The sequence below is a fragment of the Streptosporangium sp. NPDC002721 genome (assembly GCF_042888905.1).
GTDB lineage: Bacteria > Actinomycetota > Actinomycetes > Streptosporangiales > Streptosporangiaceae > Streptosporangium.
In genome coordinates this window covers 86376-104913 of the sequence record NZ_JBIAQI010000034.1, presented here as the reverse complement: position 1 = coordinate 104913, position 18538 = coordinate 86376, and the positions used below count along the sequence as shown (strand labels likewise).

General features: G+C 68.2%; 15 protein-coding genes. 8 read left to right on the top strand and 7 right to left on the bottom strand.

Annotated elements, in window-relative coordinates; all coding sequences use genetic code 11:
- Nucleotides 1-381 precede the first annotated feature (381 nt).
- The 3 genes from ACFYWM_RS37935 to ACFYWM_RS37925 all read left to right on the top strand — a co-directional run bounded on the left by ACFYWM_RS37935 (nucleotide 382) and on the right by ACFYWM_RS37925 (nucleotide 3687).
- Nucleotides 382-618: a hypothetical protein gene (locus tag ACFYWM_RS37935; RefSeq protein WP_389924452.1), complete on the top strand. Its 237-nt coding sequence runs from the start codon at nucleotides 382-384 to the stop codon at nucleotides 616-618.
- A complete protein-coding gene (locus tag ACFYWM_RS37930) occupies nucleotides 611-1255 on the top strand; it encodes a DUF6879 family protein (RefSeq protein ID WP_389924449.1) in 645 nt (214 codons plus the stop codon). Before ACFYWM_RS37935 ends, ACFYWM_RS37930 begins: the two co-directional genes overlap by 8 nt.
- Before the next feature lie 77 nt (nucleotides 1256-1332).
- Nucleotides 1333-3687 (top strand): ATP-binding protein, encoded by a 2355-nt coding sequence (locus ACFYWM_RS37925; RefSeq protein WP_389924446.1) that lies wholly within the window; start codon nucleotides 1333-1335, stop codon nucleotides 3685-3687.
- Between the two features lie 96 nt (nucleotides 3688-3783).
- On the opposite strand, the gene ACFYWM_RS37920 is transcribed toward ACFYWM_RS37925, so the two are convergent.
- The 7 genes from ACFYWM_RS37920 to ACFYWM_RS37890 form a co-directional block, all read right to left on the bottom strand.
- Complete coding sequence (locus ACFYWM_RS37920; RefSeq protein WP_389924443.1) at nucleotides 3784-4956, bottom strand: hypothetical protein; 1173 nt, start codon at nucleotides 4954-4956, stop codon at nucleotides 3784-3786.
- Complete coding sequence (locus tag ACFYWM_RS37915; RefSeq protein ID WP_389924440.1) at nucleotides 4953-7904, bottom strand: DEAD/DEAH box helicase; 2952 nt, start codon at nucleotides 7902-7904, stop codon at nucleotides 4953-4955. Before ACFYWM_RS37915 ends, ACFYWM_RS37920 begins: the two co-directional genes overlap by 4 nt.
- Complete coding sequence (locus tag ACFYWM_RS37910; protein ID WP_389924437.1) at nucleotides 7901-9325, bottom strand: hypothetical protein; 1425 nt, start codon at nucleotides 9323-9325, stop codon at nucleotides 7901-7903. Before ACFYWM_RS37910 ends, ACFYWM_RS37915 begins: the two co-directional genes overlap by 4 nt.
- Nucleotides 9326-9880: 555 nt before the next feature.
- Nucleotides 9881-11428, bottom strand: coding sequence for a CBS domain-containing protein (locus ACFYWM_RS37905; protein ID WP_389924434.1), 1548 nt, complete (start codon nucleotides 11426-11428; stop codon nucleotides 9881-9883).
- Nucleotides 11429-11750: 322 nt separating this feature from the next.
- Nucleotides 11751-12167: a hypothetical protein gene (locus ACFYWM_RS37900; protein WP_389924431.1), complete on the bottom strand. Its 417-nt coding sequence runs from the start codon at nucleotides 12165-12167 to the stop codon at nucleotides 11751-11753.
- Nucleotides 12100-12765: a DUF433 domain-containing protein gene (locus ACFYWM_RS37895; RefSeq protein WP_389924428.1), complete on the bottom strand. Its 666-nt coding sequence runs from the start codon at nucleotides 12763-12765 to the stop codon at nucleotides 12100-12102. Before ACFYWM_RS37895 ends, ACFYWM_RS37900 begins: the two co-directional genes overlap by 68 nt.
- A gap of 553 nt (nucleotides 12766-13318) precedes the next feature.
- Complete coding sequence (locus tag ACFYWM_RS37890; protein WP_389924426.1) at nucleotides 13319-14002, bottom strand: DUF998 domain-containing protein; 684 nt, start codon at nucleotides 14000-14002, stop codon at nucleotides 13319-13321.
- Between the two features lie 95 nt (nucleotides 14003-14097).
- Here ACFYWM_RS37890 and ACFYWM_RS37885 point away from each other — a divergent pair, with 95 nt between their 5' ends.
- The 5 genes from ACFYWM_RS37885 (at nucleotide 14098) to ACFYWM_RS37865 (ending at nucleotide 18486) form a co-directional block, all read left to right on the top strand.
- On the top strand, nucleotides 14098-14760 hold the full coding sequence (locus ACFYWM_RS37885; RefSeq protein WP_389924423.1) for a TetR/AcrR family transcriptional regulator C-terminal domain-containing protein: 663 nt from the start codon (nucleotides 14098-14100) through the stop codon (nucleotides 14758-14760).
- Between the two features lie 284 nt (nucleotides 14761-15044).
- Nucleotides 15045-15944 carry a hypothetical protein gene (locus ACFYWM_RS37880; RefSeq protein WP_389924420.1) on the top strand — a complete coding sequence of 300 codons (900 nt, stop codon included), beginning with the start codon at nucleotides 15045-15047 and terminating at the stop codon, nucleotides 15942-15944.
- Nucleotides 15945-15966: 22 nt separating this feature from the next.
- The gene (locus ACFYWM_RS37875) at nucleotides 15967-16596 is read left to right on the top strand and encodes a hypothetical protein (protein WP_389924417.1); all 630 of its coding nucleotides are present in this window, start codon (nucleotides 15967-15969) and stop codon (nucleotides 16594-16596) included.
- A gap of 444 nt (nucleotides 16597-17040) precedes the next feature.
- The gene (locus ACFYWM_RS37870; RefSeq protein WP_389924414.1) at nucleotides 17041-17409 is read left to right on the top strand and encodes a hypothetical protein; all 369 of its coding nucleotides are present in this window, start codon (nucleotides 17041-17043) and stop codon (nucleotides 17407-17409) included.
- 231 nt (nucleotides 17410-17640) lie between these two features.
- A complete protein-coding gene (locus ACFYWM_RS37865) occupies nucleotides 17641-18486 on the top strand; it encodes a hypothetical protein (RefSeq protein WP_389924411.1) in 846 nt (281 codons plus the stop codon).
- Nucleotides 18487-18538: the final 52 nt, after the last annotated feature.

The following is an 18538-nucleotide window of genomic DNA, read 5'->3' as shown; positions in this document are numbered from 1 at the left end:
CTGCAGCCCTTCCAAGGCCGGCCATCTCTGCAAGGCCATCGCCGTCCTTCAGAACCACCGTGTCGCTCACGCCACCCGAGGATGAAAAACATTCATTGTGACCCGCATCCTGCAGATATCCAGCCGAGGTCGACCCGGCGTCGAACCACCGTAACTCTGCGCATCGAGAATCGGCCGAACAGCGCGGCGAACACTTTTCATTCAGCCCGTTTTCCTCCCATTTCGGACTGACCGTTTGTTTTTAGATTACTTTTTACGCGACAATCCAAGCATTCCGTTGTACCGGAGGACCGGCCAACATATGCTCCGCACAGGTGAAACGTACAGCCAAGCCGACTGGAGGCGGGCATGGCTCGTTCCTAGGAGGCCGACCCTTCCGCGTTGTTCGAGCGGCGATTAGGGAAGGCGGCCAAAGAGCTGAACAGTTCGGACGGCCGCGATGAATGCCCGGATATCTGGCAGCTCAACAACGGTGACATCGCGGTGATCGGCAGGGACCTCACAGCCGCCTACAGCCTTCGCCTGCCGGAGGGCGTCTCCCTCGCCCCTGACGAGCGACTGGTCGTCATCCCGGGCATCATGCTCAGCGTGGCGAAGGCGGACATCGCCGATGCCTGATCCCCGCGCCCCTCTCGCCCCTCCCACGCGAGGCGTTCCACCACAGGGAGAGAAACTCATCAGGGAGGCCTACAGGCGCGACTTCCGGAAACGGGACGCGCGGATTCGCAATCGAGACTCCTGGAAGTTCGAGCGGCGGCAGCATTTCGAGGAGCAGAACAACCCCAGCCGTGACGCTTTTCGCCGAGGCGACTGGGACGAGGCGATGCGCCTTCTCGACGAGAGGCGAGGCGACCTGCTCGCACTCGCGCAGGAGGACGAACGCCGCGGCTCCTTCTTTCACCGGGTACGCGTGGTCGAGACACCGCTCACACCGTATATGCGGTGGGAGCTGCACTCTCTGCGGCTCCGCGCCGAATGCGGCGAGCGGATCCGCGTGATCGGCGTGGAAAAGGTGGCGGCCTCGGAGAAGACCGATCCGCTTCCCGAAGTGGTCATCCTCGGCGGCCGGACCCTCTACCACATCATCTACACCGCGACCGGCGTCCCGGACGGCGCGGTCCGCTACACCGATCCCGGCATCATCGAGGAGTGGGAGAAATACATCAAAAACCTCTATGAGGCCGGAGAAGATGTGATTTCCTACTTCAACCGCGAGTTGACCCACCTTCACTCGCCCGGGACAAAGCTGGAGTAGGCGTCAAAAAGCGCGGAGAAGGAGAGGAACGCCACGGCGGTTCGCGTTCCGAACTGTCGGGCTCCTCGCGCGATGTCGTGCAGGCCAGGGACGTCAGTGGCGGAGTCCACTTCCACGAGCACGGCAAACCAGACCGGAGCGACCCCGCCGACCTCACCCCACGGCAACTACCGGCCGATGGGCGTGGGTTCGTCAACCGCGTCGGCGAGTTCGAAGAGCTGAACACGGTCCTGATCGGCGAGGACGGCGATCCGCGCGTCATCTCGGTGTACGTGATCGCCGGGACGGCGGGCGTGGGGAAGACGTCGCTCGCGCTGCGCTGGGCCCATCAGGTCCAGGATCGCTTTCCCGACGGGCAGCTCTATGTCAATCTCCGTGGCTACGACCCGGGAGAGCCGGTCACCGCCTACGAGGCCCTGCACCGTTTCCTGGTCGCTCTCGGCGTCCGCGCCCGTTCCGTGCCGCAGGACCCCGACGCCGCCGCCGCGCTCTACCGCTCGCGGCTGGCCGGGCGCCGGGTGCTGATCGTTCTGGACAACGCGGCGACGGCGAACCAGGTCCGTCCGCTGCTGCCCGGCGGCACGGGCTGCCTGGTCGTCGTCACCAGCCGAAACCGCCTGTCGAGTCTCGCCGTACACGACGGGGCCCGTCGGCTGACGCTGGGCACGCTGCCCGAACCGGAGGCCGTCGCCCTGCTGCGTGCCGTCACCGCCGGATACCATCCGGAGGACGACGAGGAGAAGCTCGCCGAACTGGCCCAGCTGTGCGCCCGGCTGCCGCTCGCCCTGCGCATCGCCGCCGAACGCGCCGTCAGCTACCCACACATGCGGCTGGACGACCTGATCGCCGACCTGCGCGACGAGTCCGCCCTGTGGGACGCCCTGAGCACGGGAGACGACGAGGAGGCCGGAGCGGTCCGTACGGTGTTCGCGTGGTCCTACCGCGCCCTGCCGGAACAGGCCGCCCGGCTGTTCCGCCTGCTTGGCCTGCACCCGGGCCCGGAATTCGGTTTCCACGCCGCCGCGGCCCTCGCCGGACTCTCCCCCGGCCGCACCAGACAGCTCCTCGACTCCCTGGCCGGCGCCCATCTGCTGGAGCAGACGGCGCCGGACCGCTACCAGTTCCACGGCCTGCTGCGCGCCTACGCCGCGGACCAGGCACAGCAGGAGGAACCGCCCGAGGAGCGGGAGGCCGCGCTGCGCCAGGTGCTGGAGTGGTACCTGCACACCGCCGACACCGCCCAGGGCTGGATCAGTCCCGCCGAGGCCCGGGTGGAACTCGTGCCACCGGCCGACGGCGTGCGCCCGCTGACCTTCCCCGACTACAACGCCGCCGTGGACTGGTCCGAGCGTGAGCACACGAACCTCCTGCGTGCGATCGGGAGCGCCGCCTCGGCCGGACAGGACCGGCTCACCTGGCAGCTGTCGGCCGTCCTGTCGAACGCGCAGTCTCCTTCGGCACCGGCCGCCGACTGGCTGGTCGTGGGCCGCCTGGGGCTGGCGGCGGCCGGACGGCTGGGTGACCGCGTCGCGGAAGGACAGCTGCTCACGGAGCTGGGCATGGGATACACCCGGATCAATCATCTGACCGAGAGCCTCGAATGCCACAGGAACGCACTGGCGATCTGGCGCGAGCTGGACGACCGGCTCGGCGAGGCGCACTCGCTCAACCTGATCGGACTGGCGCATCTCCGCACGAGACGGCTGAACGACGCCGCGGAGCACTTCGAGCAGGCCGCCGCCGCCTTCCAGGAGCAGGGCTCCGCCCACTGGGAGGCCACCATGCTGTCCAACCTCGCCAGCACCCACTACCACGCGGGCCGCCTGCCGGAAGCCGCGGATGCCGCTCGGCGCGCGCTGGCGGCGCACCGGTCCCTGGACAACCAACGCGGCGAGGGCAACGTCCTGCGCCTCATGAGCGAGCTCCAGCGAGAGCGGGGAGAGGTGCGGGAAGCCCTGCGGTCGGCCCAGGCCGCGCTGGACATCGCCCTCGGCCTCCGCAACCACCGGCTGGAGGGCTTCTGGCTCATCACCCTCGGCAACGCCCAGCTCGCTGACGGCCGGTTCGCCGACGCGCTGGACTCCTATCACCGCTCCGCCACGCTCAATCGCCGCCTCGGCGACCGCAGCCGGGAGGCACTGGCCTGGCACGGCACGGCACGGCACGGCACGGGCGAGACCTACCGCCACCTCGACCGTCACGCGGAGGCCGCCGACTTCCACCGCCAGGCCGCCACCGTCCACCACGAACTCGGCGACACCTGGAACGAGGCTCTGGCCCTCGACGGCCTGGGGGCGGCCCTGCTCGACGAGGACCCGCAGGCGGCCCACCGGCACTGGACGGAGGCGCTGGGGCTCCTCGCCGACTACGACGACCCACGGGCGGTGGCAGTACGTGACCGCATCGAGCTGCAAGTGAGGGAAACGGGTTGAGCCGACCAGGAGCATACGCATGAGACCTGGCCGTTCACCTTCGACGGCCAGGTCACGGAAGGCAGGACACGCGAGGGGAGAGCCCACGCCGACCAGTCATTCGAGCACGTCGAGGTGGCCGAGGTGGTCGTACATGCGTTCACCGACAGCGTGAGCGCGCAGTTCGGCGAACGTGGGTGCGGCGACTTCCAGCTGAGCAGCGAGGCTTGCGGCGCGATCGGCCAGATCGGCCCGGGTACGGACTCCGTACAGGCGAGCCATGCCAAGGACTCTTTCCAACACGGCACGACGGCGTAGCCCGGCGTCGTCACACCACAGCTGCAGGAAATGATGGTTTCGCAGTTGGAAGGAACCCACCTGACTCAATGGCAGCTTCGGGGATCCACTGAACGCGCCCGGGGTCAGGACAACCCGCCAGACGGCGTTCGGCAGTTCCTGAAGTCGGCCAGGGCCAAGCTTCCTGTCGGCGAGCCATTCAGTCCACAGCTCGTGCGGGTTCACGCGGTCCACCGTGTCGATCCTCGCTCGGATCGCCGGAACGTCACGGCAGACGGTCTCCATGAAGTCGTCCCGCCCGGAATCGGTGTCGGTGTAGGCGAGCAGGGAGCGGTCGCTGGTCTCGATCAGATAGGTGGGCAGGTAAGCATCCCGTGTCGCGACGCCTCTGATCTCCCTGAGCTGGGCGGGAAGGTTGTAGTCGGCTCGATCAGGACGGGCAGCGAGGTCGTCGACAATCCGCGAATGGAACATCGTCTGCGCGAACAACGGAAGGAACCGTGTACGGTCCTCCAACAACTCCTGCGGAACATTCGGGTTGGGCAGCACGGTGAGTGATCCCCGGTGGTACCGCCGTGGCAGCGGTCTGCCGGTGAAGCGTTCGATCAGCACCTTCTGCCTGCTCTCCTTCGGGGTGTACCGCACACCCGCTCGCACGGACCGCAGCCCCAGCTCGGTCAGCCGGACCTCACCGTGGCGGCTCACCGTGAGATGGCCGATCACGGTGAGGAAGGCGAGGCAGCGGTCCACCAGGGAGCGCTCCAGCCCGAAGAAGGCGACCAGTCCGTCCCGAGTGCCGATACCGCCATCCGCGAGGGCGCGGGCCAGGAACCGGTCGATGACCTCGTAGGCCTGCTCCTCGTAAACGTTCGCGGTGATCTCCACCTCCCACAGGGGCCACGAGACGGCGAAGAGGCGCACCGGCCGGACTCCGGGAACGGTGACGGCGTGCTCCACGGCACGCCGGGCGGGGTAGATGGCGCGTGTCGTCATGAGAACTCGTCAAGGCGGTCGAGACGGGCGGCGACCTCGGCCGAGGGCCTCAGGTCACCGACGCGGCGGAGATGGTCCATCATCTGCCGCACCAGCACCCGGAACCCCTCGTCCCTGGCGGCGGTGAGGGTCGTGGTGTCCCCCACCAGCACGAGCTGCCTCCTGGCCCGGGAAACGGCGACGTTCAGCCTCCGCAGCTCCTTGAGGAATCCCACCTCTCCACGCGCGTTGCTGCGGGTGAAGGCGTAGACGACGAGATCACGTTCACCTCCCTGGAAGGAGTCGACCGTGCCGACGTTGTCCGCCACCTCGGTGCTCTCACCGAGCACGCGGGCGAGTCCGGCACGGATACGCTCCGCCTGGGCGCGATAAGGCACGATCACCGCCCAGTCCTTGTAATACCGGGTGTATAAGGCGACCAGCCGCACCACGATGTCGGCCTCCAGCCGATTGACGTAACCGGGCCGACTGCCCGCTTCCTCCGCTCGCTCGATCGCCGGCCTGTCGCCGGTGTCGATCATCGCGAACGAGCTGGCGAAGATGGGGTCGTCGTGCCTTCCCGCGTGGTCGGTGCGGAGTACGCCTTCGTAGAAGGCGGCCGACACGAACTCCCCGACCTCACGCGGCATCCGCCGCTGCACGGTCAGCATGACCTGGTGGTCTGCCGGCACGGCCCCGTAGAGCCGCTCGAAGGCGCTTCTGCGCAGCACGTCGGCGATCTCTCTCGCGTCGGCGGGCGGCAGATCCCCGTTCCGAGCCAGGTTGTCTCCCCAATCGCGTACCTCCTCATCGAGGTACGGCGGAAGCTGCTGATGGTCACCCACCAGGATGGCGCGCTTCCCCCGGACCAGGGGGACGAGGAGATTGGGCGTGGAGATCTGGCCGGCCTCGTCGACGATCACCAGGTCGAACTCCAGCTCGGCGAGCAGTTTGGTAGTCGCGGTGCCTATGCAGGTGGCGGCCACCACGTCCGCGTAGCGCACCAGCTCACGCTGGAGGTCCTGCTCGGCGTCGCCGATCTTGGCCCGCCATTCGTCCAACAGGGCCGCCCGCGTCCGGAACGTCGCCACGACCTGTTCCAATCGGTCACGCAGAGCCTCCCAGCCGGCCAGGTTCGCGGGTGGCCGTCCGTCCGGCAGTGGCTCCTCCAAGGTCGGGATGACGGCCGCGATGATCGACCGCAGTGATCCCGCGGCTCTGGACGCCTCGGCCGTCGCCTCCTCACCCTCCCGACGAGCGGTGTCCCTGGCCGCCATCAGCCGAGCCGCCTCCGGATGAGTTTCGATGAGTCTCTCCATCTCGGCCTGTTCCGCGCGGCACACCGTCTCGGCTCGCGTCACCTCCTCGGCGGCGAGCGCGAGCTCCCGCCGGATCGCGTTCAGCCGGGCCAGCCGGTGGTCGGCCAGTCGGCGGTAGAAGAAAGCGAGCATCCCCGAAACCGTCCGGGCCTGGGCACTCGCGTGCCGCCGCTCCCAGGTCTCCCGCTGAGCGTCCAGCCGCTCGGCGGTAGCACGTGCGGAGGTGAGACGGTTGACGGCATCGGTGATCCGACCGGCCTGGGTCGGCTCCAGCCGCTGGATGACCGCGTCGAGACCGGCCGCGTGTCCCTGTTCATCCCGCTCGGCTGTACGGGCGGCCGCGAGAGATTCCGTGAGGTACGCCAGCAAGCGGCCGGCCGCGTCCCCATCGCCCGTGAACGGCACCAGGCGCGAGACCGTCCCCTCCGTGGAGACGCGAATCCGTTGCCGCAACGCGGTGACGTGGCTCTCCACCATGAGGTCGCGGGCACGGCCGGTGATGACATCCTCGTTGCCGACGCGCACCGCCAGGAGGTCCGCGGGCAGCTGTTCCAGGACGTTGTCGACGGCCCGGTTGGTATGCGAAGTGATCAGCACGCGTTCGCCCCGCGCGGCGCACGCGACCGCGATCTCGGTAATCGTCCTCGTCTTGCCGGTGCCCGGCGGCCCCAGGATGAGCAGCAGGTCGGGCACGGCGAGTGCCCGCTGGAACGCCGACAGCTGGCTGTCTTGGTCGAGCGTCCCACGGGGCCGATCGTGGGTATTCACCGTGAACGGGGTGAGGCTCCGGTCGACAAGCCATTCAAGCAACCCGCGGTTCACCACGTCTCCCTGACGCAATGCCTGCACGGTGTCGGCCTGTGCCCGGAACACGCGGTCACTGGGCATCACCACGAGGGCCCCCTGGGCGGGGATACGGCCGTAGTCGACCGTCGTCTCGAACCGGATGAGCACGTCCAGCCCCTTCACCCTCACCACCCTGCCCTTCAGGTCGGGCTGGTCGGCGAGATGCACCATGGCCCCGGCCGCCAACATGGCGGGACGCATTAGACCGAAGACATACATACTCTGGGCGGAACGCCGCTCCTCGCGGACGCTCTCCCTGCTCCGGTAGTGGACGGGGGGCGCCTCGCGCTGCCGGGCGATCTCGATGTCCCGCCCCGCTTCGATGACCTGGGCCATCCGGTCGAGGTACGCGGTGTGGTGCCGGGGCAGCGACGGCCGTTCTGGCTCGGAGGAACCGACCCCGCTCCAGGCCCGCCGCAGCAGCGGCCAGTGTGCCGACATCCCGTCCGGCACGTCGCGCACCTGATGGAAGCCCTGCCAACCGGCGGAGCACTTCAGCAGCAGAGCCCCACGCAACAGCCGCTCCTCCTCCCGGAAGCCGCGCGGGAACGCGGCTCCAAGGTTGTAGGCGTCCCCGTGCCGGGTCACGAAGAGCCAGGCGACGTGTGTGTCGGTGTAGACGACGAGACGGTCAGGGTCCTTCTCCAGCCTGGCGGGCAGCGTTCCCATCCTGGACAGGCGGGTCATCGCCTCGATCAGTTGGCCCGGCCGCAGGTGTGGCGCCAGTTGGCTTCGTACCTTCTCCGACGGGATCACCGCTATCGGACCGGGCAGGGACACCTGCGAAACCGGCGACACCGTCACGAAAACCCTCCTTGGGAGATTTCCTTCCGTCCCTGCCGCAGTGCCGCGGCGAGCAGCCCGATCCGCTCCGGTCGGCGCCGTGGGTCGGCGTCGAGGGCGCGTGCCAGCAGTTCGTCGGCGACGGAGGGGAACCCCCGTACGGTGACCCGTATCGGCGGGGATCCTCCGGGCAGGGGTGGATGGCCGGTCACCGTGTGATGGACGACGGCGGCGAGCTGGTAGAGATCGGTGTGTGCCCCCGGCTTCGGGGAGTGCGGGCTGAAACGCGCCTGCTCGGGCGCGCGGTAGCCGTCAGTGCCCTCCCCCGGTCGCGGCGGCCAGGTCGCCAGTCCCACGTCTCGCAGTACCGGTTCGTAAGCCCGGCCGGTCATGACGATCGCGTCGGGGCTCAGCTTCCGGTGGCTGTGACCTCGCCGGTGGAGTTCGGCGAGCGAATCGGCCAGCCGCGCGGCCGCGTCCAGGACCGCCGCGACCGTGAGGTGGTCAAGCGGCCCGTCGCCTGGCCCGAAGACCTCGTGCCAGACCGGCCCCGGGGGCAGTTCCGAGGCCACGGTGATCCCGCGAGCCGGATCCTCATAGTGACCGAGCAGCCGGGGCAGTCGGCGCGCGCCCGACATGCTGGAGAGCAGCGCCGCCTGGTCCCGCATGGCACGCCGGGCATCGGCCGAAGCGGGGCCGTCACGGAGCATCGTGATCTGACGCAGCCGTACTCGGGCGGACGCGGGTTCGATACGGTCGGCGGTCGCCTCCCGCCACGCCCATGACCGGTCGGGGTTGAAGGTCTCGGCAGCGTCATCGTGCAGGAGGTAACAGTCGCCCCCGAGACGTAGCTCCTCGCCTCCGCGCCAGGGAACATCCGTCGGAACGGGACCCGCTAGCGGCACGGAGGGCGGATCGACCGGCCCGGGAGGCCGATAGGGGTCGTAGTAGACCCTCCTGACGGTCGCCGCCTCGGGGAGGTCGAGTTGGCGACGCAGCCCGCTCTCGTCCCACAGTTCGATGGTGATGCCGGTCTCCGCCTGCTGCTCCCGCCTCCAACGCTGCCACCATCGCAGTGTCGGAGCGTCCAAGCTGCAGGGGATGCACAGCACCCATTTCTTTATGACATAGCCTTCTTTTTCCGCGTATTTCCGGGCCGACTTGAAGGAGTCCCTGACCTGTCCCTTCTGGGATTCCCCGAACCCGTTGATGAAGTATTTCGCCTGCCAGTCCGTGATCTCATCGTTGAGATCTCCCACCAGCACGTCGATGCCCCAGTCACCGGGATTCGCCCGGACCAGCACCGCCTCCCGCCCGGTGACCGCCGAGACGAGCGAGACGAGCATCTGCTCGAAGTCCTCCCTGGCCCCCGCCTCACCCCTGCGCTGGTGGTGTGCCAGGAAATTGATGGGATGCTCTCCCGCCCCGAACCCATGGCTCATCGCGGCCCTTTCGTCTCCCGTGGACTCCTCGCCCACCTCGGCCTCCGAACCCACCGCGCCCGAGGCTCCGGCATCTCCTCAGCCACCATCCGGGATCGCACGCACCGATCCCTCAGCGCACCACCGGCCGATCCCGCATTACCAATCCGTTGTACATCAACGACACTCAATTGAAAGAGACGCAGACCGGTTCACCGCAAATACCGTCAGACCAACCATGCCAATAGCGGCATTTAACGCAAACATAAATGTTATTAGTAAGTCACTTAATTCTCTTGAACAACACGGACGACGGCAGGCAACGGCCACCCCCGCACCGATCCGGTGACCTCCGCAGGTCTGGTGACGACGCGGCCAGCGGCCCAGTACGCCCCGCCCCTGTCTGCCCTCTCCCCCTCAACGCACATCCGTTTTCGGCCACGCGGAGGGCGGTGCTATCCGGCCCCGCACGACCGGCAGCGCCTCCTCCACCTCCGGTACGACCTCCGCCAGCCGCTTGGCGTCCCTCACCGACCAGCCCTTTGTTCTCGTGCCTCTCCCGACTCGGGCGTGCGGCTACGGTCGTGGGTCGGCGGCCCGGAGCACCGCCAGCAAACCGTGCACGGCGGCGTACTGCTCGGCTGACAGCGGGTCTGGGGAGAAGTGCATGAGCTCGTTGCGCACCTTCCGAACCTTCTCAAGGTATTCGAGGAGGATCTCCTGGTCGACGTTCCAACCGAGCGTCTCCCATCGCCCGTGGTCCTTCAGCAGGTAGAAATAGTTGCCGAAGGTGAGATCCGCGGCCTGACGGACCCTGGGCGATCGTCCCACCTGCCGGAGTTCGTCCACGCTGAACACCGCGGCCGCCCGGCGGAGCCTGTTCTCCGCCTCCTCGATCAGGATGAACGGCTGTGCGTGGTAACCGAACTGGCGAGTCAGATCCGCGGCCGTGATGATCCCGTCCACCCTTGACCGATCAGCGCTCCGTACGAAGACGTATCCCCTCTCGTAGATGGTCTCGATCTGGCCGAGCAGAAGCGCGTCGTGATCGACCACGACGGCGGGCGTCAACGCGTCCTTCAGCGCCGGGTCGGCGGAGGCGACGTGTGCGTGACCGATCGACTCCCAGCTGATCGCACCGTGGAAGGTCCCGTCCTCATCGACCACGGCCAGCTGGGAGAAGTTCCTCGTCAACATGAGGGTCTTGGCGTATCGCAGCTTCGCCGATCTCGGCACCGAGACAAGAGGCGCCGGGAGGCTGCCGAGCCTGAGCGTCATGGGCTCGTAGTCGGAGACGTTCTCGACGTCGTCGCCGTCTTCGACGACGTCCATGGCCACATCGGGCTCTCCGACGAGCCGTACCAGGGCGATCTCCGTGTCCACAGTGCCTTCGGTGAACGGCGGCTGAGTCGTGAGGCCCTTCTCGGCAAGGTCGGCTTTGATCATTTCGATGGTCGTGCCGGTCCGCCGTGAGGTGTTCCAGTGCCCCAGGAAGTTGCGAATCGTCAGTTTCCGCGGATCCTGCGCGCTGCGCGAAACAGCATCCTCCAGCAGATCGGTAGCCGTGGTGATCTCTTCCTGCCCGTCCATTCCAGGATCGACGCCGTGTTCGGCAAGGTGAGCGAGTCGTCGTGCCGCGTCATTACGGGTCAGCCCACAGACCGTGAGGAGAGAGGTTGTGCTCGCCCGCAGATCGGTCTTGAAGTCATCGCGAAGAATATCTGTGCGAATCCACTCGACCTTGCGGACCTGCCGGAATCCTGGCACCTCACCTGGACGGTATTCGTAGGGACCGATCACCCTCCCTATAGCGACCTTCCCGGGAACCGTCGCCCTGGGCATCACCACCAGGTCGCCTTCCTCGATCTCCTTGGAGAAGCGCCAGAGCTGTCCGGCCCAGTTGGCGATGACGCCCGGTGAACTCTCCGGGTAGGCGCGTTGAACCTCTTCCTTGAGGTCTTCCCGATTCGCGTAGTGCCCGATGTCTCCGAGCTCGCGCCAGCCAACGATCGTGAGCCCTTCGGCCAGCGCCTTGTCCTCCGCCCGGTCCGCCCCCTCGACGTTCCGCCCACCGCGGACCAGCCATGCTCGGGGTCCACTCTCCTGCCGCGACTTCTCCACCATGATCGGTCTCCCTCCGCCGCCTTGCATGAGAGTGTCCAAGGACCTCAAACCGATCCAAGCTGATACACCGACGACTGCGCCACCGCTATCGCCGTATCAAGTGAATTCGAAAACAGGTCGAAGTCGTCGCGACCGCTACCGGCCGCACTGGTTTATCAACGGTCGTTCTCCGAAACCGCATCACCGGTGAACGCGACATCCCCCGTACGAGCCAATATCTCGGAGAGGGTTTCGCGGAAGTACCCACAGCCAATCGTCTTCGAACGCCGCGCTCGCTTCTTCTTTGCAGCCGGAGCCTCGTAGGGGTCCAGACCGTGCGCGGTCAGTCGCCACACACCTGATCGAAGCTGGCTGGCCTCGCTGCACATCGCCGAGAGATTGCAGGCATCAGTCTCTTGCGTTCCTCGATCTTCGACTCACCCGGCAACAGGAAAACCGCGACCTTGGCCTTGAGATATGCCTCGTATTCGTGCGGGCGCTCGAAGATACGGATGTCACAGGCGATCACCAGCCAACCTCGCTGCCCGACCAGAGGCAGCCAGCGCTCATCGGCGGCACCCAGCGCCTCGTCTCGTGAACCGAACAGTTCCGCGGGAGTGTGCACCGGGTAACCCAGTCCGGCCAGCAGCTTACGGACACTGCGGCTGACGCTGTTCTCGTCGAGGTAGAACTCAGGCGGCGTGGCCCAGGAGGATGCGGGTGGCGGTTCTGACGTCGTCGAGGGTGACTCCGAGCTCATCGGCGATCACCTCCGGCTCCTCGCCGGCCTTCATCATGGCCGCCACCTCGGACACCCTCGTGCGCGTCTCCGCGAAGATCGACTGCCCGAACGCCCGATGTGGATCGACCACCACACTCGACGGCAGACAGCTCCGCAGCCGCAGGCTGGCAGGAAATCCGTCCTCGGCTCGGACCACGTAGTCCAGATAGTCGGTGACGATCTCCCGGACGACGTGCTGGCCCGTCCGTGCTTCGATGAGTCCCGCACCGGCCTCCGTTCGCGAGAAGTCCCACAGCACGTCGATGCCGTCCGTCGCCAGTTCGGGAGCGAGAAGGACGTACTCGTGACCGAACTCCTGCCGGAGCCGCTGGAGTGCGGGCCGGATCCTGTTCGGCTTCACCCCGGCCCGTCTGAGCGCGTCCAGCACATAGGCCTCGGCCATGGCGACGAACGGCACGGTCGCCTGCCGGAAGTCGCCGGAGGGAAGAACGTGCAGTAGCGGACGCCCCCGCTCGTAACCTCTGGCCCAGCGGTTGAAGGTCTGCTGCCGGATGTCGAGGAAGCGGGCGGCGTCGCTCTGATTCAGCAGACCCGTCCGAGTCCGGATGTCGTCCATGTCGCTCGCCTCCTCCCGTTGTCGTGACTGCTGTCATCATCGCCGATCGGCCTATCACCGGACAGGGGCCTCGCCGCTTCCGCAATCATTACGGTCGGCAGCAAAGAGATCATGATGGGGCGATCCGACTGGCAGAACCCGCCCACCGGTCGGTCGCGGCACAGTTTCGCACGTGATCAAGCCGCGAGTCCGTGGTTCAGACGATCGCGGCCCTCGTGGCCCGGCATGCTGCCGCCGTACGACCCAAACCGGCCGGCGCACACTCGATCGCTCCTTTTCTGGGCTCAGTGGCTTCTCGGGGCGGCGGTGAGGCTGGTTCCGCTGATCGGAGCCGCTCTGGACCGCCTCACCCACGCCCATCCGGTCACCATCACCCTCGCCTCATGTGCCGGGACCGCCCTACGCATGGTCGGCGACGATCTGGGCCTTGACCTCTGCGACCTGGTCGACAGCGAGGACCACATAGACGGGAACCTCGAAACGGGACGGGTTGTCCGGCGTGGATCCGCGAGTTCCCGAAGGTCTCCCGCGCCGCGACCGGCTGAGCTCGCTCTCAGCAGGCGCTGATCCCGGCCGGTGTGTGCGATCCGCGTACCCGTACCGCGAGGGCCGCGGCCCATCCCCAGCCCAGGAGGGCGATGGCCCGGAGCAGCAGGCTCAGCGGCCGGGAGTTCTCGCCGCCGTCCGACAGCATTCCGGCCAGGAGGTAGAGGGCGGAAAGCGCCACGCCGGTGGCCGCGCAGTAGAAGGCCCATCCGCGCTCTCCGCGTACGGCGAAGTGGCGGGTGAAGACGAAGCACGCCGTGACCAGTGAGACGAACACCACGAAGAAGGCGGCGCCGTGCAGGACGTAACCCAGGCCGGGGTCGTCGGGAAGGCCCTGCGGCGCGCCGGGTGGATAGCCCCACGCCGGTTCGAAGCGGAAGACGCCGGCCCCGACCAGGCCGGTCCCGTACGCGCCGATCGGTAACGAACCCCAGGTGCCGCTGCGGCCGGGACGTAGCGCCCGCCACAGCCCGGCCGCGAACGCGATGTTCAGCAGCCCGGTGAGCACGAAGTTGGTGATCTGGATCCACCCCAGGTCGCCCAGGCTGAGCATGCTGAGCGGCTGCCGCCGGGGGTCGAAGTCCGTACGCGTGTAGTCCTGGATCACGACCGTGAGGACGAACAGCGGCCCGGCTACGGCGCCGCAGGTCAGCAGTGCCCTGGTCAGCCGCTGTTTTCGCATGGTGGACATGGTTCTCCCCTCTGGGACCGGTAGGTAAGTTTTCCTTAGCAGCGCTAAGTGCGCGTCGCCGTCATGTTTCCTTAGCGCTGTTAAGGTGTCAACCGATGGGCGAGAACAAGCGGGGAGCCGGCCTGACCCGGCAGATGATGATCGACACGGCGCTGCGGCTGCTCGACGAGGTCGGCCTGGACGGGCTGACGGTGCGCAAGCTCGCCTCGGAGCTGGGGGTCCAGTCACCCGCGCTGTACTGGCATCTGCGCAACAAGCAGGAACTGCTCGACGGGATGGCCGACGCGATCGTCCTGGCCGCCGGGATGGGGCCGCCCCGCGACGGCGAGTCCTGGCAGGACTGGCTCGCCCGCCGGGCTCACGCGTACCGCGACTCCCTGCTCGCCCACCGCGACGGCGCCCGCCTGGTCGCCAACGCCGCGAGCCTGAGCCCGGCGACGGTCAGGATGTTCGACGAGGAGCTGACCGCCATGGTCGGCCGGGGCTTCACCCCGGCCCTGGCGCTTCGTACGATCACCGCCCTCACCCGCTACGTCAACGGGTGCGTCCTGCAGGAGCAGACCGAACGCCAGGCGGAGTCCTCGGGGACGCCCACCGACCGGCTCGCGGGGCTGGCCGGGCTGCTCGACGGGGGGATGGAGTCCACTTTGATCGCGGCGCTCCGCGAGAGCGGCGGGTCGTTCGGCGAGGACGCGTTCGAACACGGACTCCAGGCCCTGATCGACGGTACGGCCACCGCCTTGGCCCGCGCAGTCTGAACGGCCACCACCCTGGCCCGCACCGCTTGAATGGCCGCCGTCTCGACCTGCGGTGCCTGAGCCTGCCGGGGCCCCTGGCCGGACCCGTCGTCCGCCGAGATCAGCCGGTCCGGTGACCGCGAACCGGTGAACCCGCCCGCTCGCCACCTCAACCCGTCCGCCGGTGCGCGTACCTTGTGCAAAAATGATCATGGCTTCCGGAGCCGTGTATCGGTCCATCCGGATTCCGGAAAGGTGCTCGGCACCACCGAGGGACACCATCGAGGAGAGGATGTCGGTTGTCCGTGACGGACTCGGAGCTCGCCGACGAGCTTCGCGAACTCGCCGATCATCCTCATCTGGCGGCCCGCCGGGACCAGCTGAACGACCTCGCGGGCGCGATGACCGATCCCGGAGGAGCCGGACGCTGGTGCGAGGTCGACCTGTTCGCCGCCTTCGCCCCCGATGACAGCATCCTCGTGGACGACGAACCGGAGGACACCTCCCCGTCGAGGAAACCGCGATGGCGCCGGAGGCTCGTCGCCGCCGTCGGGCCGGTCCTCGTCCTCGGGCCGGTGCTCGTCGCCTGGCTCGGGCTGATGATGGCCACGCGTGCCTACGGCGACGTCCTCGACGCCGGTGGGACGGACGCGGCTCGCCGGCCCTTCCTGGAGATGTGGCAGCGGGGCTTCGACGGCAGGCTGCCCTGGGTGTTCGAGTTCGGCAGTGTCGCGCTCTGCACCCTCGCCGCCGTCTCCTGCCTCGTCTTCTGGACCGTGTACGAGAACATCGCGCGGAACAGCAGGGAGGAGGCCTCGGAGCGCGCGCTTCGTGCCCTTCGTGTCCGGCTTCGCGGGGCACTGACCCGGGCGAGCCTCGTACTCGGCCAGGTGCGGCTCTCCTCCCCGGAGCGGTTCGGGGCCGAGCTCAGCAGGACGGCGGCCGACATCGGCTTCGTCGGGACCACCGCGCGCAAGGTGCACACCGAGCTGGTCGAGGCGCTCACCCTGACCCTGGAGGCCACCCGGAAGGCCACGGACGCGCTGACCGGCAGCGCGATCGACGTGCGTGACGCCGTCGAGCTCCTGGGCGGGCAGCTGGCGGCGATCAACAGCACGTGTGACGACCTCGCCGCCGCCGTGGCCCGGACCTCGACCGCGATCAGGGTCCCGGACGCCCCCGAGAGAGTCCGGGCCTCGCTGTGACGGCCGGGCGAAGGGTCTCGCTGTGACGGTCCGGCGAAGGGCCTTCATCTCGCCCCTGATGGCCGGTTGGCTCTCCGCCAACCTGCTGCTCGGGCTCACGATCGTCGCGCTGGGAACGCAGGCGCCGCCCTCCCCGCCCGCCGAGGCCGTGGCGGACGGCACCCGGCTCCAGCCGGAGACCATCCGGCCGCCGACGGAAGAACCCGAGCCGGAGGCGGGGGCCCCGTCGAAGGAGCGGGGGAAGTCCTCGGGTGAGGAAGGGCCCGCGCACTCCCGGCCGCTCCCCTCCTCCTGCGCCGATCTCGTCGGAGGCGTACGGGCGGAACCGACCACGGTCTCGTTCCGGGTCGCCCCCGGCACCGGTGACGGCGTGCTGTCCGCGCGGGTACGTCAGGAGCTGCGTAAGTACGGGGACCGCCTGGCCGGGCGGCGCGTCGGCATGGTCCTGACCTTCGGCACCGGCGACGGCGCCGGGGCGGGCGTCCGCCTGGCCACGCGGGTCAACGCCGCCGCCCGCCAGGCGTACCCGCGCGTCTTCGGGGCGGCCGTGACCCGGAACTTCCACGACCTCGCCGCCCCGGACGGGTCGATCTCCATGGAGATCTACTTCGTGACCCACGGCTGCTCCCCCGCTTCCACGAACTCCGGTTGAGGGAGATCCGGGCGGTGCGCCGTGAAGACGGTCTCGCCGTTCGCGTGAGACGGCCGGTGACGTCGCCTTGGCGACGGGCCGGGCCGGTCACGAATCCCGGCGGGCCGCCGCGCATGCCTCCCATGTCCACCGGCCCTGAAGAACCCGGCGAAACCGGCGGACCCGGCGGAAACCGCGTGCCGGTGATCATCGCCGGCATCTCCGTCCAACGCGCCTGAGTATCTCCATTACGTATTCACGGGTGCCGGATATACGTATCGAGCATCATTGATGACTCCGCCCGCACCGTGGGATGCTGCCAACACGACGCCACCTCGAAGAAGGTACCAATACCTACGCGAATGGCGAGCGACTCAAGTCTTGGTATGCGCAGCCCGGCATGCGAGAGTCCATTCCGGTTGCCGACGCATAAAGCAGCGGCAAACACCCGAGAGGGAGAATCGCATGGCACTCGAAGCGCAGAAGCGCGCGGAATTCATCAACGCCTACACCCGCACGCTCGTCACCGCCTGGTCGGACGAGGAGTACGCGGCCCGGCTCGCCACGAATCCGCGTGCGGCGCTGGCCGAGTCCGGGCTGGTCGTTTCGGAGGACGCCGAGATCCTCATCGTCCGGCACATCCCCGAGGATCGCGAGGAGGGCAGCCTGGACCTCCAGGTCGGGCTGTGGGAGGTGGGCCTGGCGACCGGGCAGTTCGAGTTCCACATCCCCGGGACGCCGGTCATCGACGCCGCCGAGCTCAGCGAGGGCGACCTGTCCGACATCTCGGCCGGTGTCGAGGCGGACGCCCGCTACTACTGCTGCAGCACCTGATTCACGGCGGCCTCTCGGGCATCGCGCCGCACGACTCCCCGACGTCAAATTCGGACGATACCTAGCTCCGGGCACCTTTCTCCACCAGAACGGCAGGAAATATCAGTACAAGTGGCGCTTGCGGGAGTGAGTTATCTGAGAGAGTAGATCGGGTTTGAGGCTGTCGTACGAGCGTTCACAGTCGGACACCCGTAAGGGGGATAGTTGCCCCTGTTGTTGAGTTTCTTCGGCATGACCATCATGGTCCTCACCGAGCTCAGCCTCGGCGACATGACGTTCCTGTTCGGCCACCACCTCGTGGAGAGCGGCGAACCGCAGCTGGTCGTGAGGCTTCTCACCGACAAGCCCTCGGGCGGGGAGCTGCTGGTCCACCGTCCCGACGGGATGTTGCTGCAGCGTCGCGTGTTCCGCGGATGGAGCACCATGCCACCCCCTCTCCCCCCGTTCGCCGCGCTCGACCACCTCTTCCTGGTGATGCGCGCCGTCGTCATGGCGAAGGACGACGCGACGGTCGCGCTGATCGGCAGCTCCTGCTCGCCCGGCGCGGGCGTGGCGGCCGCGCTGGCCGGGCGGTCCTGGCGGCCGGTGTCGGGACAGCTCCTCGTGGTCGACCGGGCCACCGGCCACACGCTGCCCTTCCAGGTCCCGCTGGACCTGCGCGGCAGCGCCCTGGAGGCGGCCAGGACCGGCGGCCTGATCGGCCCGGAGGCGGCCTCCGGAAGCTGGCGGCGGGTCCGGTCGGCGCTGACCGGGGAGTCCGTCTCAGTCCGTCCGGAACTGCTGGGCCCGATCATCCCCGTCACCGCCAGGCTCGCCCCGCCCACGCTGGTCAGGCTCTGCCAGGGAGACGGCGACCTCTGCAGGCTGGAGCCCTGGGCCTTCCAGCCGCACGTCTGGCCGCCGAACACCTCGGACCTGGCCGGAGCGCCCCGTTACCGGCTGCTCATGCCGGAGTTCGGCGGCGCGGAGGAGGCCGCGGCACTCATCGACGACATGATCTGGAAGACGCCGCGCCCCGGCGGACCGCGTACAGGCGGGGAACACCTCGTTGGGCTGACCACGTCACCGTCGGTCTGACCGGCGCGAAACAGTTCCACGGCGGCCCGTTCGGCCGGGGGCTCATCGGGGG